Annotated in this window: 14 protein-coding genes; 7 read left to right on the top strand and 7 right to left on the bottom strand. The window is 75.4% G+C overall.

Annotation, left to right across the window (positions count from 1 at the left end):
• Positions 1-112: 112 nt before the first annotated feature.
• Positions 113-1,408 (top strand): YihY/virulence factor BrkB family protein, encoded by a 1,296-nt coding sequence (locus tag ABTX81_RS12860; protein ID WP_350543781.1) that lies wholly within the window; start codon positions 113-115, stop codon positions 1,406-1,408.
• A 279-nt stretch (positions 1,409-1,687) separates the two neighbouring features.
• Entirely contained in the window at positions 1,688-2,815 is a 1,128-nt protein-coding gene (gene rsgA, locus ABTX81_RS12855) for a ribosome small subunit-dependent GTPase A (protein WP_350543779.1), read from the top strand.
• A 57-nt stretch (positions 2,816-2,872) separates the two neighbouring features.
• Here rsgA and ABTX81_RS12850 read toward each other — a convergent pair whose 3' ends face one another.
• A complete protein-coding gene (locus ABTX81_RS12850) occupies positions 2,873-3,280 on the bottom strand; it encodes an ASCH domain-containing protein (protein WP_350544149.1) in 408 nt (135 codons plus the stop codon).
• Positions 3,281-3,436: 156 nt separating this feature from the next.
• On the opposite strand from ABTX81_RS12850, the gene ABTX81_RS12845 reads away from it, so the two are divergent.
• Both ABTX81_RS12845 and ABTX81_RS12840 read left to right on the top strand, forming a co-directional pair.
• Positions 3,437-5,008, top strand: a complete 1,572-nt coding sequence (locus tag ABTX81_RS12845; RefSeq protein WP_350543777.1) for a DNA-3-methyladenine glycosylase 2 family protein — start codon at positions 3,437-3,439, stop codon at positions 5,006-5,008.
• Positions 5,005-5,517, top strand: a complete 513-nt coding sequence (locus ABTX81_RS12840; RefSeq protein ID WP_350543775.1) for a methylated-DNA--[protein]-cysteine S-methyltransferase — start codon at positions 5,005-5,007, stop codon at positions 5,515-5,517. Before ABTX81_RS12845 ends, ABTX81_RS12840 begins: the two co-directional genes overlap by 4 nt.
• 31 nt (positions 5,518-5,548) lie before the next feature.
• Here the strand turns inward: ABTX81_RS12840 and ABTX81_RS12835 are convergent, their stop codons facing one another.
• Positions 5,549-6,070: a GNAT family N-acetyltransferase gene (locus ABTX81_RS12835; RefSeq protein WP_350543773.1), complete on the bottom strand. Its 522-nt coding sequence runs from the start codon at positions 6,068-6,070 to the stop codon at positions 5,549-5,551.
• A gap of 77 nt (positions 6,071-6,147) precedes the next feature.
• Positions 6,148-6,651, bottom strand: coding sequence for a MarR family winged helix-turn-helix transcriptional regulator (locus tag ABTX81_RS12830; RefSeq protein ID WP_350543771.1), 504 nt, complete (start codon positions 6,649-6,651; stop codon positions 6,148-6,150).
• Between the two features lie 142 nt (positions 6,652-6,793).
• Here ABTX81_RS12830 and ABTX81_RS12825 point away from each other — a divergent pair, with 142 nt between their 5' ends.
• Positions 6,794-8,248, top strand: coding sequence for an MFS transporter (locus tag ABTX81_RS12825; protein WP_350543769.1), 1,455 nt, complete (start codon positions 6,794-6,796; stop codon positions 8,246-8,248).
• Between the two features lie 97 nt (positions 8,249-8,345).
• Here the strand turns inward: ABTX81_RS12825 and ABTX81_RS12820 are convergent, their stop codons facing one another.
• From ABTX81_RS12820 to ABTX81_RS12810, 3 genes are all read right to left on the bottom strand, one after another.
• On the bottom strand, positions 8,346-8,993 hold the full coding sequence (locus tag ABTX81_RS12820) for a DUF305 domain-containing protein (protein WP_502892771.1): 648 nt from the start codon (positions 8,991-8,993) through the stop codon (positions 8,346-8,348).
• Positions 8,994-9,085: 92 nt separating this feature from the next.
• Entirely contained in the window at positions 9,086-9,769 is a 684-nt protein-coding gene (locus ABTX81_RS12815) for a thioredoxin-like domain-containing protein (RefSeq protein ID WP_350543767.1), read from the bottom strand.
• Positions 9,770-9,904: 135 nt separating this feature from the next.
• Positions 9,905-10,447: a hypothetical protein gene (locus tag ABTX81_RS12810; RefSeq protein WP_350543765.1), complete on the bottom strand. Its 543-nt coding sequence runs from the start codon at positions 10,445-10,447 to the stop codon at positions 9,905-9,907.
• A 253-nt stretch (positions 10,448-10,700) separates the two neighbouring features.
• On the opposite strand from ABTX81_RS12810, the gene ABTX81_RS12805 reads away from it, so the two are divergent.
• Positions 10,701-12,179 carry a PP2C family serine/threonine-protein phosphatase gene (locus ABTX81_RS12805; RefSeq protein WP_350543763.1) on the top strand — a complete coding sequence of 493 codons (1,479 nt, stop codon included), beginning with the start codon at positions 10,701-10,703 and terminating at the stop codon, positions 12,177-12,179.
• A gap of 994 nt (positions 12,180-13,173) precedes the next feature.
• On the opposite strand, the gene ABTX81_RS12800 is transcribed toward ABTX81_RS12805, so the two are convergent.
• The gene (locus ABTX81_RS12800; protein ID WP_350543761.1) at positions 13,174-13,782 is read right to left on the bottom strand and encodes a TetR family transcriptional regulator C-terminal domain-containing protein; all 609 of its coding nucleotides are present in this window, start codon (positions 13,780-13,782) and stop codon (positions 13,174-13,176) included.
• 143 nt (positions 13,783-13,925) lie between these two features.
• Here ABTX81_RS12800 and ABTX81_RS12795 point away from each other — a divergent pair, with 143 nt between their 5' ends.
• Entirely contained in the window at positions 13,926-14,150 is a 225-nt protein-coding gene (locus ABTX81_RS12795; RefSeq protein ID WP_350543759.1) for a hypothetical protein, read from the top strand.
• The last annotated feature ends 31 nt before the right edge of the window (positions 14,151-14,181 follow it).

Here is a 14,181-nt window from a genome sequence, read left to right as displayed (position 1 = left end):
AGATGCTGGAGCGTTCCCGCCGCTCCCGCCGATCGGGGCCCCGCCGACCGTCCACGCGGCGCCCGGACCCGGAAGAACCGCCGACCGGTCCCGGCCCGATACCGTTACCCCTGTGCAAGCAGCAGGCGAAACGATCAGACCGAACCCCGAGCGGCCCTCCCGGCGTCGGGGCAAGGGCTCCCGGCGGGCGACCAAGCAGGTCACCTGGCGGAGCACCGCCTGGGCCCTGGTCAAGGACACCACCAACACCTGCGTCGAGTACCGGGTCACCGGACTCGCCGCGGAGGCGGCGTTCTTCACCCTCCTCTCCATCCCGCCGCTGCTGCTCTGCCTGGCCGGCACACTCGGCTACCTGGACGACTTCCTCGGCGCCGGCACCATCGACAAGCTGAAGGCCGACATCGTCAAGGCGGCCGGCACGGTCCTCTCGGACACCTCCATCACGCAGGTGGTCCAGCCGCTGCTGAAGCAGGTCTTCGACCAGACCCGGCCCGACCTGATCTCGATCGGCTTCCTGCTGTCGCTGTGGTCCGGATCCCGGGCGCTCTACATCTTCATCGACACCATCACCGTGATGTACGGGCTGGACGGCCGGCGCGGCATCGTCAAGACCCGGACGATGTCGCTCGGCCTCTACCTCGGCGCGCTGGTGATCGGCTCGCTGGTGCTGCCGCTGCTGATGGCCGGTCCGGAACTGGTGACCAACGCGGTGCCGGAGAGCGCCGGACTGCTCAACGCCGCCTACTGGCCGTTCGCGATCCTGCTGCTGATCGTCTCGCTGACCACCCTCTACCACCTGGCGGTGCCGGTCTCCACGCCCTGGCGCGAGGACATCCCCGGCGCCCTGGTCGCGCTGGTGGTGCTGGTCTTCTGCAGCGTGGCACTCCGGCTCTACCTGGTCAGCTCGATCGAGGGCCACTCGGTGTACGGCTCGCTGGCCGCGCCGGTGGCCGTGCTGCTGTGGATCTTCGTGGTGGCGCTCGCGGTGCTCATCGGCGCCGCCATGAACGCGGCCATAGACCGCCGCTGGCCCACCCTGGAGACCGCCGACGCCCGCGCCGAGGTCGAGCGCGCCCACGAGGAGGCGGCCGCCGCGGTGGTCCGCGAGGTGGCCGCCCGGCGCGCCGTCGAGCGGGCCCGGCGGGCGCGCGAACTGGGCCTCGCCGAGGGCGGGGAGGAGGAGTACTGGGAGGACGACGGCGAGGACGCCGAGGTGCCCTCCGAGTACCCCGAGCGGTGGGCCGACGTGCTCGCCGCCGAGAACGTCCGCGGCCGCCTCACCGCCCGCGGCGGCGGCCCGCACCACCGCCCCGCCCCGCCCCCGCCGGACAGCGACCGCCCGACCGCCCCGCCCCCCGAGTACCCCCTGCCGACCCGCCCCCCGCGCCCGCCGTGGGACCAGCGGTGAGGCCCGGCGGGGAACACCCGGGGGAGAAGGCGCAGGTGAAAAACCTGTTGGCAGGGTGGGGCCGGGCCGCTAGCGTGTGAGCGTCCGGTTCGGGCGGCGTCGGCGCCGCGCCGAGGAGAGAAAGCAGGAGGTGAGCCCCGTGACCACGACTGTCATGACGGCTGCCCTGGGCAGCGCCCTCATCCCCCTCTCCCTGCCGGCCGCCGGCTGACGTAGCCCTTCGCGCACGCAGCCGCAGCAGCCCGGCGGGATCACTTTCCTCCCGAAGGGCCCACTGCGTTGTTCAACGCTGCCTCCGTTTCCGACTTCTCCCACCACCTCGACGGCTCCGACGCCTCGCCGCTGGCCGGCTACGGCTGGACGGCCCAGCTCGACGAGCTCTTCACGCCGTTCGCCGAGGCCGGGCTGGTCGCCGCCCGGATCGTCCGGGTCGACCGCGGCCAGTGCGACGCCGTCCTCATCGATCCCGGCACCGGAGAGCTGCGCACCGTGCGCGCCGACACCCGGCCGGTCGGCGACGCCGACATGATCAACTGCCCGTGCACCGGTGACTGGGCCGCCGTCGACCTCTCGGCCGGGCTGCCCATGCCGACGGTCGCGGCGCTGCTGCCGCGCTCCACCGCGATCATCCGCAAGGTGGCCGGCAAGCGCTCCGACGGCCAGGTGCTCGCCGCCAACGTCGACACCGTGGTGGTCGCCGCCTCGCTCGCCGCCGAGCCCGACCTCGGGCGGATCGAGCGCTTCCTCGCGCTCGCCTGGGAGTCCGGCGCCGAGCCGCTGGTCGCGCTCACCAAGGCCGACCTGGTCGAGGACGCCGACTTCATCCGGGCCGACGTCGAGGCCGCCGCGCCCGGCGTCACCGTGCTGGTGGTCAGCGCCGAGACCGGGGAGGGGATCGACGTGCTGCGCGCCTGCACGCCCGGCACCACCGCCGTGGTCGGCCAGTCCGGCGTCGGCAAGTCCACCCTGACCAATGTGCTCGCCGGGGTCGACGTGATGGCCGTCCAGGCGGCCCGCGCCGGCGACCAGAAGGGCCGGCACACCACGACCACCCGCGAGCTCGTCCCGCTGCCCGGCGGCGGGGTGCTGATCGACACCCCCGGCCTGCGCGAGGTCGGCCTCTACGGCGGCGAGGGCGTGGCGCTCGCCTTCGCCGACATCGAGGAGCTGGCCGAGCGGTGCCGCTTCCACGACTGCAACCACGACAGCGAGCCCGGCTGCGCGGTGCGGGCGGCCCTGGCGGACGGCTCGCTGCCGGAACGCCGGATGGAGAGCTACCGCAAGCTCCAGCGGGAGAACGACTGGATCGCCTCCCGTTCGGACGCCCGGCTGGCCTCGGCCCGGCTGAAGAAGTGGAAGACCATCAACAAGTCGATGCGTGCGGCGGGTGGTCCCGTGAAGCGATGACGACCGGCCGGCCGGCGGCGGGGCGGCCCCGCCGCCGGCCGGCACCCCAACGGTGTGTCAGCGGAAGCCGGCCACCAGCCGGAACCGCTCCAGGACGACGGCCGTGCCGTCGTCGACGGTGAACCCCGGGTCGCCGAGCGCCGCGCGCAGTTCCTCGCTGTGCCAGAAGCGCTCGTGCCCGGCCCGCCACTCGGCGACCGACGTGTACCCCTCGCCCTCGTCGAGGGCGTGCCGCAGGTCGACCTCGCCGAGCGGGACGACCCGGACCTGCGCGGTCTCGGTCACCGCGACGATCCGCCCGGCCGAGTCGATCACCGCCCCGCGTCCGCCGACCTCCGGCAGCGGCTCGCCCTCCCGCTGGTACTCGGCGAGCAGGCCGGTGGTGCTGGTCTTGGCGCCGGACAGCACGGCGTCGACCAGCCGGTCCCGCAGCGGTCCCGGGAAGCCGAACTCCTCGACCCGCAGCGCGGCGACCCGGGGGTCGTCCGGGCCGGTGTAGGGCTGCTCGGACACGGGGTCTCCTCGGGTTCGGCGGCGGGCGGGGGTGGGGCCGTGCGCAGGGTATCCGGCCGGCGGGCGTGCGGGCGCGCGATTTTCCGTCCGGGGCGGCCCGCGACGCCCATGTCCGATTCCCGCCAGTCGAGGGCCGCCGGGTGCCGCAGACTGGACAGCGTGATCGACGACGACATCCGGTACCGCGCCGTGGACAGCCGGGACGCCCGCTTCGACGGGGTCTTCTTCACGGCCGTCACCTCGACCGGCATCTACTGCCGGCCGAGCTGCCCGGCCGTGACCCCGAAGCGCGTCAACTGCACCTTCTACCCCAGCGCCGCCGCCGCGCAGAGCGCCGGCTTCCGGGCCTGCCGCCGCTGCCGCCCCGACTCCGTCCCCGGCTCGCCCGAATGGAACCACCGCGCCGACCTGGTCGGCCGGGCGATGCGGCTGATCGGCGACGGTGTGGTGGACCGCGAGGGCGTGGCCGGCCTGGCCCACCGCCTCGGCTACAGCTCCCGCCAGCTCCAGCGCCAGCTCACCGCCGAACTCGGCGCCGGCCCGATCGCGCTCGCCCGCGCCCGCCGCGCCCAGACCGCCCGGCTGCTGCTCCAGACCACCGAGCTGCCGGTCACCGACATCGCCTTCGCCGCCGGTTTCGCCTCGGTGCGGCAGTTCAACGACACCGTCCGCGAGGTCTACGACCGCACCCCCAGCGGGCTGCGCGCCGAGGTCACCGCCGGGCGCCGCACCGGCACGCCGGCCGGCGGCCTCGCGCTGCGGCTCGCCTACCGGGGCGCCCTGGACAGCGACCACCTGATCGACTTCCTCGCCCTGCGCGCCGTCCCCGGCGTGGAGGAGGTCGTCCCGGGACCGCGCCCCGGCGTGCGCACCTACCGCCGCACCCTGGCGCTCCCGTACGGCCACGGCATCGCCGAGGTGGACGGCCTCGCCCCCGGCGAGCCGGCCACCCGCGGCTGGCTCGACTGCCGGCTGCTCCTCACCGACCTGCGCGACCTGCCGACCTCCGTCCAGCGCCTGCGCGTCCTGTTCGACCTGGACGCCGACCCGGTCGCGGTCGACGAGCAGCTCGGCGCCGACCCGCTGCTCGGCCCGCTGGTCAGGGCCCGTCCCGGACTGCGCTCGCCGGGCCACGTCGACCCGCACGAACTGGCCGTGCGCGCCGTCCTCGGCCAGCAGATCACCGTCGGCGCGGCCCGCACCCTGGCCGGCCGGCTCGCCGAGAAGTACGGCACCGCGCTGCCCGAGCCCGACGGCGGGCTGCGGCTGCTCTTCCCGACCGCCGCCGCCCTGGCGACCGCCGACCCGGAGGACTTCGCGATGCCGGCCGCCCGGCGCCGCGCCCTCACCGGCCTGTGCGCCGCCCTCGCGGAGGGCGTGGTCCGCCTCGACGGTGGCGTCGACCGCGAGGAGGCGGCCGCGCAGCTGCTCGCCCTGCCCGGCATCGGCCCGTGGACCGTCGGATACCTGCGGATGCGCGCCCTCGCCGACCCCGACGTCTTCCTCCCGAGCGACATCGGCGTCAAGCACGGACTGCTCCGGCTCGGCGCCCCGGGGGACCCGAAGTCCGCCGCCCTCGCGGCCGGGACCTGGGCCCCCTGGCGCTCCTACGCCGTGCACCGCCTCTGGGCGGGCCCGGCCGCAGACCCCAGCACCGGAACGGAGAACACCGCAGCATGAGCACCACCGTCTTCACCTACCTGGAGAGCCCGTTCGGCCGGCTGATGCTCAGCGGCATCGTCCCGGACGGCGGCGGCCCGGCCGGACTGGCCACCGTCACCGCCCCCGGCCAGCGGTACGCGCTCGCCGAACCCGCCGACGACTGGGTGCACGACCCGGAGGCGCTCACGGAGCCGGTCACCCAGCTCACCGAGTACTTCGCGGGCGAGCGCACCGGCTTCGACCTGGCGCTCGCCCCGGTCGGCACCGAGTTCCGCCGCCGGATCTGGGCCGCCCTCGACAAGATCCCCTACGGCGAGACCGTCACCTACGGGCAGCTCGCCGACCTGGCCGGTGAGTCCCCGCGCGCGGTGCGCGCGGTGGGCGGGGCGGTCGGCGCCAACCCGCTGCTGATCATCCGCCCCTGCCACCGGGTGCTCGGCGCCAACGGCGCGCTCACCGGCTTCGCCGCCGGCGTCGACCGCAAGCGCTGGCTGCTCGACCTGGAGCGCGGCACCTCGCTGTTCTGAGCCCCGGGGCGGAGCCTTCGGGCGCTCCCGGTCAGCCGGCCGGGAGCCCCCGCAGGTCCACCCGCCAGTCGTTGCTGCGCATCCACCGCCCGGGCGGGAACTCGAAGTCCGTCCCGCCGAGCAGGGTGAAGCCGGCCCGGCGGCAGACGGCGTTGGAGGCCGGGTTGCCGACCGAGGGGAAGGCGTGCAGGTACCGGTGGCGGGCGGTGCGGGCGGCGGCCTCCACCGCGGCCCGTGCCGCGACCGCGGCGATGCCCCGGCCCTGGTACGGCGGCAGGACGTTCCAGCCCATCTCGTAGACGGTCCCGCCCCGCCAGGTGCGCTCGGCGTAGCCGACGGTGCCGACCGCCACCCCTTCCGGCTCCAGCACGACGCGGTACATGCAGCCGGTGCCGGAGGGGACGAAGTCCAGGTAGCGCCGGTGCCGCAGCAGCGTCCGCTCCTCGTCCTCCGGACCGCCGACGTGTGCACGCATCTCCGGGGTGTTGACCAGCCGCAGCAGGGCGAGGTCGGCGTCGGTCCAGGGTTCGAGACGGAGCAGCGCGGGGTCCATGGCGGGACGGTAGCCGGACGCGTACCAGGCCCGGTACCGGTTTTCCCCGGCCTGATGGCTCAGGCCGGCCCCGCCGGTCAGCCGCCCGCCGGCTCGGCGAGCGCGCGGGCCAGGTTCTCCAGGGCGGGCAGCGCGTGCATCACGGCGTCGCGGTCGGCGGGGGAGAGGGTGTCGAGCGCGGTGGCGATCCGCCGCTCGTGGGCCCGCTGCCAGTCGTCGAGCTGGAGCCGCCCGGCCGGGGTGAGCGCGATCCGCGCGGTGCGGCGGTCCCCGGGGTCGGTCTGGCGGTCGACGAACCCGGCGTCCAGCAGCTTGCCGACCAGACCGCTGACGGTGTTGGGGGCGAGCCGCTGGCGGGCGGCCAGCTCGCCGACCCGCAGCGGGGCGGCGGCGAGCGTCTGGAGGAGTTCGACCTGCGCCATCGGCAGGGACTCCCACGGGTAGTCGGTGCGGATGCTGCTGCGCAGTGCCCGGCGCAGCCGGGTGACCGCGTCGGTGAGCCGCCGGGCGCGCTCGATCGCCGCCGGCTCCACGGCCTGCGGACCGGCAGCGGGTTCGGGAACAGACGGTGACGACGGCATGGCCGACAGCGTAGCGCCTGGTTCCGACGCCGCCCGACCGCCCGGGACGGGTCGGGGACGACCGGCACCGCTCCGTGACGGACCGGTCGCACGCAGATCAGATCGTAGAGAGAACATATCTGTATCCGATATATTTCCTCGTATGAACGCGGCGTCGACTCTCACCGCCCGGCTGCTCACCGAGCGCGCCCGGCCACGCGGCATAGCCGGCTGGCGGCACGCCCACTGGCTCGCCGTCGGCACCGTCTGCCTCGGCGCCTTCCTCGGCCAGTTGACCGCCGGCATCACCGCCCTCGTCTACCCGGCGCTCCAGCGCCACTTCGGCACCGGCTTCGCCGCCGTCGAGTGGGTGGCCCTCGCCTACCTGCTGGTCCTGGTGGCGCTGCTCGCACCGATCGGCCGGCTCTCCGACCTGGTCGGCCGCAAGACCGTGTACATCGCCGGGTTCGCCGTCTTCGGCCTCGCCTCGCTCGCCGCCGGGTTCGCCGGCGGCCTCGGCACCCTGGTCGCCTGCCGGGCCGTGCAGGCCGTCGGCGGCGCGATGATGCAGGCCAACAGCGTCGCCCTGGTCGCCCGGGGCGTGCCCGAGCACGCGATGCGCCGGGCGCTCGGCATCCAGGCCGCTGCCCAGGGCCTCGGCCTGGCGCTCGGGCCCGGCCTCGGCGGGCTGCTGGCCGAGCACGCCTCCTGGCGCTGGGTGTTCTGGATCAACGGGCCGATCGCCCTGGCGGGCATCCTGGCCGGCTGGTTCCTGCTGCCCCGGACCCGCCGCCCGGACGCCGCCCCGGTACCGAGCCCGCGCCGGGCCGTGCGGCCCGAACCGGACGGCGGGCGCTTCGACCTGGCCGGCCTGCTGCTGCTCGCCGGCTCCACCACCGCGCTGCTGCTCGCGCTCTCCGCCGCCTCCGGCCTGCCGCTGCCCGGCTGGGCGGTGGCCGCCCTGCTGCTCGCCACCGTGCTCTGCGGGCTCGGCCTGGTCCGCCAGGAGCGTCGCGCCACCCGGCCGATCCTCGCCCCCGGCCTGGTCAACACCCCCGGGGTCCGCCCCGGCCTGGCCGTCTCGCTGATCGGCTACCTGCTGCTGTTCTGCCCGCTGGTGCTCGGCCCGGTGCTGCTCGCCGAGGCGGGCCTGTCGACCGGGCGGGCCGGCCTGGTGATCACCCTGCTCCCGGCCGCGTTCGCGGTGGCCGCGACGGCCGGCGGCGCGCTGCTGCCGCGCGGCTGGTCGGACGTCGCCCGCTGCCGCTTCGGCGCGGCGCTGGCCGGCGCCGGACTGCTGGGCTGCGCGCTGCTGCCCGCCGCGGGCGCCCCCGCGCTCGCCCTGGCGCTCCCGCTGCTGGTGGCCGGCGGCGGGCTCGGGCTGCTGCTGCCCGCCAACAACGCGCTGGTGATGCGGGCGATCCCGGCCGAGTGCTCGGCGGTCGGCGGCGGCATGGTCAACATGGCCCGCAGCCTCGGGACGGCGCTCGGCACCGCGCTGCCGGTGCTCGGCGTCCACCTGGCCGGGCCGGTGTCGGGTGGCCGCGCGGTGCTGCTGGCGCTGGCCGCCGTCGCGGCCCTCGCGGTGGTGCTCGCCCGGCCGGTGCGGCACCGCTGAGGACACGGAAACGGCCGGGGCGGTGGACGGAATGAACCGTCCACCGCCCCGGCCGTCGGGTGCCCGGATGCGGGGGCTCGGATGCCGGGAGTTCGGATCAGGAGGCGGGCACGCCGGGGGCGGCGCCGCGATCCTTGAGCATGTCGGTGATCAGCCCGATCTCCGAGGTCTGCCCGTTCACCATCGACTGCGCCAGCCGCTTCTCCGTCGCGTTGCTCGCCATGTCGACATAGCCCTGGGCCATCTCCACGCCGCCCTTGTGGTGCTCCAGCATCAGCTGCAGGTAGAACACCTCGGCGTCCCGCCCGTTCAGCGAACGGAGCTTGGTGAGCTGCGTGGTGGTGGCCATGCCGGGCATCAGCGAGCCGTCGTGCGCCTGGTAGTCGGCGCCGTGGCCGTGGCCGCCCATCGTCATCCAGGCCATCGGCTTGGCCGCGGAGTGCTGGGTGAGCCCCCACTGGTCGAGCCAGCCCATCATCATGCCGCGCTGGTTGGCCTGGGTGTTGATGATGTCGAAGGCCAGGGTGCGGGTCGGCTCGTCCGACGTCCGGTCACGGACGATGAACGACAGGTCCACCGCCTGCTGGTGGTGGGTCGACATGTCGCGGGCGAACCCGGCCTCGGGCGAGTCGTCGGCCGGCGCGCTGACCGAGGAGGTCCCGGAGGCGGACGTCCCGCCCGCCACCAGGGCCGGCACCCCGAGCGCGAGGGCCAGCGCGGCGGCCAGCGCGGCCGGCCACCAGATCCGCCGGCGCGAGGTCGCGCGGTCCGCCTCCGCCGCGGCGTCCTCCGGGTGCTCCGCGTGCTCGGCGCGCTCCGGGTGCTCCTCGGCGGCGGTCACATCGACCCCATCGAGCAGGAGGCGCCCGGCTCCTGGGTCTGCTTGCCCTGGACGTACTTGGTGAAGAACTGGTTCACCCGGGGGTCGGTGGCGCTGTCCACGGTGAGCTGGGTCGACCAGGCGCTCAGGGTGATGGTGCCCTGCTCGTCCGGGTACGGGCTCATCAGCGAGTACGGGGTGGCCTTGACCTTCTCCGAGAGGGTCTTGATGTCCTCCGGGGTGGCCTTGCCGTTGTAAGTCACCCAGACCGCGCCGTGCTCCAGCGAGTGGACGGCGCGCTCGTTCTCGACCGGCTGGTCGTAGACGGTGCCCATGCAGTCCGCCCAGATCGCGTTGTGGTCGCCGCCGACCGGCGGGGTCTGCGGGTAGGTGACCTTCTCCTTGACGTGGTTGCGGCTCAGGTCGCCGAAGGTCTGCACGCCGTCGATCGGGGCCGCGGCGGCGGCCTCCTTGGCCTTCTTGTCCTTGTTGGCGTCGACCACGATCCAGGTGCCGGTGGCTATCGCCGCGATCACCAGCACGCCGGCGACCGAGCCGGCGATGATCTTGTTGCGGCGGTCACGGCGCTGCTCGGCGGCGCGCAGCTCGGCGATCCGCGCGCGGCGGTCGTTGCTCGCCTGCTTGGCACTGGGCTTGTTGCTCTGCGCCTTGTTCGACGTCTGCTTGGAGGCGGAACCCATGTGGTGTCCTTGTCCCCGCCGCGCATCGGGCGCGGCGGTCTGAAAGAAGTGGCGGGAAGGGGCGGATCCGTCGGTCCCGTCCGCCCGGCGACGCGCTGGTCGGCGGGGAGGGCCGGGGCCGGCGGCGGGTTCCGCTCAGGACCGGTGTACTTGGAGTTCGTGCAGGTCGGGCGCTGGGTGCGGGCCGACCAGCAGCCCGGCGGGCACCACCCGGGGCAGTGCCTCGGGGGCCTCCGTCAGGGGCGCCGCCGCGGGTTGGTGCTGCGGCGGCGGGTTGGGGAGCTGGGCGTCCTGGGCGCAGTACAGGTGGCTGGAGCAGCCGTTGTTGCGGTGCGGCGGGTCGCCGTCGACCGAGCACCAGGTCCAGTGCCGGTGGCTCTCCGCGCGGATCCGGTCGCCGAGGGTCTGCGGCGCGGTGGCCGGACCGGTGGCGGCGTTGCCGTCCGGAGCGCCGGGCGCGGCGGCGTCGGCCGCCGGAGCGGCCGGGGGGCCCACCAGCGGGCCGGCCGGGACGGCCACCGGGAAGACCGGCCGCTCGGCCGTGACCGCCTTGGCGTGCGCCGTGCAGGGCAGCGCCGTCAGCAGCCCGACCAGCAGCAGGATCCACAGCGTGCCCACCGGGCGGACCGCGAGTGCGGCCCTCCCCGGTCGGGGGTTGCTGGGGGCCGACGCGGTCATGCGCACATTTAATCAGCCGAACGAGTGAAGCGAGCCCCCTCCTCGGTCCCGATTTTCGGCCGCGGAGCCTCCGTAATACCCCGGAAACGCCCTGGTCCGGGCGGTTCGGTCGACTGTGGGAGGAACGGAAACGAAACGGGCAGCGAACCCGGTGATCGATATCGGCCGATGTGCGCGCGGTTGTCGTCGAAACCCGGACAGCGTCCTCGTGCTTGGGGACAATGACGTCGAGCCAGCGACCAGGAGCCGCCAGATGACCAAGCAGGGTGCACCCGCGCAGCAGCAGCACCGGCCGGACGACGGCTGGTGGGACACGGTCTACGCGGGCCCGGCGGGCACCCTCCCCGACACCCCGGACGCCGAGTCGGGGGAGGGCAGCGTCGACGACTGGTTCGAGACGGCGGCCGGCCTCATCGGGCAGCAGCGGAGCGCTCCCGAGGACGCGCCCGCGGAGGCGCCCGCCGAGGAGGCGGTGGCGGAGGCGGAGGAGGCGGTGCTGGAGCGGGACAGCATCGACGACTGGTTCGACACCGCCGTCGGGGTGATCGCCCCGCAGCCCCGGGCGGCCGAGGTGCCGGTTGACGTTCCGGCGGCCGACGAGACGCACCGTTTCCCGGCCCCCTCCTGGGCGGCGGACGCCCGGGTGCCCGAACCGCGCTCCAAGCCCGTGGCCGCGTCGGTTCCGGAGCCGGAACCGGAGCCGCAGCCGGAACCGACGGTCATCGAGGTCGCACCCGTCGTCGAGCCTGAGCCCGAGCCCGAACCGGTGGCCGTCGAGGCGCCCGCGCCGCGTCCGGCCCCCCGGCCCGGGCGGGTCGAGGCCGAGCCCGCCGTGCCGCACGTCGGCGAGCGCCCGCCCACCTACGGTCCCGAGCCGACCGCCGTGCCCGAGGCCGACCCCGGTTCACTGGGCGGCGTCGTCGCCGACACCGTGCTGGAGGGCGCCCAGTACGCCGGCACCACCCTGCGGGCGGTCTCCGTGCGCGGCGACTCCGCCCGCTACCGGGGCGAGCCCCGCCGCGACTCGCTGCTGGTCACCCGGTTCGGCGAGGGAACGGACGGCCTGCTGCTCGCGGTGCTCGGCGGCTTCGACCACGCGGGACCCGGCGCGGAGCAGATCGCCACCGCGGCGGCCGAGGCCTGCCGCCAGCTCGCCGGCGCGGTCGGCCGCAGCCGCGAGGGCCTGGCCGCCGACCTGCGCGACGGCGCCCGCGACCGGCTCCGCTACGGCCTCCAGCGGCTCGCGCTGAGCGCCGTCGCCCCGCTCCGCGCCCTGGCACCGGAGAACGCGGCGGCCGGCGCGGACGCCGAGCCGTCCCCGGCCTCGCTGCACTGTCTGCTGGTCTCCCTCGACCCGGACGCCGGCTACCGGGCGGCGTTCGGGGTGGGGCCGGGCGGGCTGTACCTGCTGCGCTCCGGTCACTGGATCGACGCCTACGCGGCCCGGCTGCTGCACCAGCCCGACGGCCAGCCGCCGGTCCCGGAGACCCCGGCGCCGGACCCGCGCCCGTTCCGCTTCCGGATGGTCCCGGCGACCCCGGGCGACATCCTGCTGCTCTGCACCGCCGGCCTGTCCCGCCCGGTCGCCGACGAACCGGCCGTCGCCCACTTCCTGGCCTCCCACTGGGCCCACCCCTTGCCCCCGGGCACCGTCGACTTCCTCCGCCAGGTTCAGGTCCGCGCCAAGGGCTACACCGACGACCGCACCGCCGCCGCCATCTGGACCGAGTAGCGACCCCAAGCCACCCGCCCCTGGCCGCCTTCCGGCCTTCGGCGGCGGCCGGCCCTCGCTCAGCCGTGCCGCCAGCCTCCGGCCTTCGGCCACTCCCGGCCGCCAGCCTCCGGCCTTCGGCCACTCCCGGCCGCCAGCCTCCGGCGGCGGCCAGCCCCCCGCTCAGCCGTGCCGCCAGCCTTCGGCGGCGGCACGGCCGGCTTCCGCCTACAGCCGCACTCACCACCCGCCACCAATCCCTTCCGGCCCACAACCGGGGCAGTCGGGGGGCTGGGACGGCTGCCCGGTCCGCCACCGGGAGTGGTGGCGGGGTGCCCGAGACCCCGCCTCCGGGAAGTGGGGTCTCGCGGTTCACTGCCGGAATGCGTGCGGGGTGAGGTGGTGAGGGCGGGGTTGCGCCATCCCCTGCCAAAGTGCCGGCGGGGCGGGGTGCTGGGTTCGTCAGCCCCTCGGGGAGGGGCCGAGGTGCGGCGTTCGGCGCGTGCCGGGGTCGCTTCCTAGCGGGGCGTGGAGCGGGGTCGGGCGGCGGGGTTTGCCGACCCCGCCGGGGTGGTGCGGTTTGGCCGTTCCGTGCCGGAGTGCGGGCGGGGTAGGGGTGGTGGGGATCGGCGTTTCCCTGGCGGGGTGGGGCTGGGGTGGTGCGGTTTGGCCGTTCCGTGCCGGAGTGCGGGCGGGGTAGGGGTGGTGGGGATCGGCGTTTTCCCGGCGGGGTGGGGCTGGGGTGGTGCGGTTTCGCCGTTCCGTGCCGGAGTGCGGGCGGGGTAGGGGTGGTGGGGATCGGCGTTTCCCTGGCGGGGTGGGGCCGGGATGGCAGGGGCTCGCCGTTCCGTGCCGGAGTGCGGGCGGGGTAGGGGTGGTGGGGATCGCCGTTTTCCCGGCGGGGTGGGGCCGGGGTGGCAGGGGTCGTCGTTCCGTGCCGGAGTGCGGGCGGCCTGGGGCCAGGGGCGGGGTTTCGCCGTTCTCTGCCGAGGTGCCGGGCGGCCCGGGCCGACGGTCAGGCTTTGGTGGGGCCCAGGAGGGTGGTGCAGGCGGTGGTGGCGAGGTGGTGGGCGCGGGGGCGGTCGGCGCCGGGGAGGCCGAGGGCCAGGGGGACGGCGAGGCCGTCGAGGAGGGCGCGGATCTGGATGGCGCGCTCGGTGGCGTCGCCCGGGGCGAAGTGGCCGACGGCGGTGCCCTCCTCGATCAGCGCGACCAGGTCGGCCTGCCAGGGCGCCTCGATCTCCAGCTGCCCCTGCCGCAGCTCCTCGCTGGCGGGGGAGCGCCCCCACACCTCGACCCAGAGGATCCAGCGCGGGTCCCCCGGGCCCTCCGGCAGGTAGAGCGCGGTGTACTCCGCCAGCCGCCGCCGGACGTCGCTGCCGCGCTCGGCGAGCACCGTCCGGCGGCGGGCGCCGAGCTGCTCCTCGCTCCACCGCAGGGTCTCCAGCAGCAGCTGGTCCTTGCTGCCGAAGTAGTAGAGCAGGTGCCCGGCGCTCATCTGGAGCTGCTTGCCGAGGCCGGCCATGGTGAGCTTGGCGAGCCCGTGCTCGGCGATCGCGGCGCGCGCGGTGGCGAAGACCTCCTCGCGGGGGCGGGCCGGTCGGCGCGGGCGGGCGTCGGCCATCGGTGCTGCTCCTCCAGGCTCACGGGGCCTCCACGATACCGACCGTGGCCGGCGGGCCACGGAACGGGACGAACCTCGGTTCGGCACCCCGCTCCTGCGGGTACGAACCAGCCAGGACGTTCCCGACCCCCGAGGGGGTGGCCATGGCCACGATGATCGCCCTGTTCGCCGGTCTCGCTGTCCTGGTGACCGGCCTGGCGGTGTACCTGCACCGGCGCCACAACGGCCCGACCGAGAACCTCGACGGGGTGCTGGCCGAGCAGGAGCGGCTGGCCCAGCTCAGGGCCCTCCGCTCCTCCTACAGCTCGATCGCGATGCACAGCTCCCACGGACTCACCACCGACGACCTGGGGAGGTACCACCGGTAGCGACCCGGTAGCGCCGGGACCGGGAAGCCCG

Source organism: Kitasatospora sp. NPDC097605, from assembly GCF_040302725.1.
GTDB lineage: Bacteria > Actinomycetota > Actinomycetes > Streptomycetales > Streptomycetaceae > Kitasatospora.
This window is presented reverse-complemented; position numbering and strand designations above follow the sequence as displayed.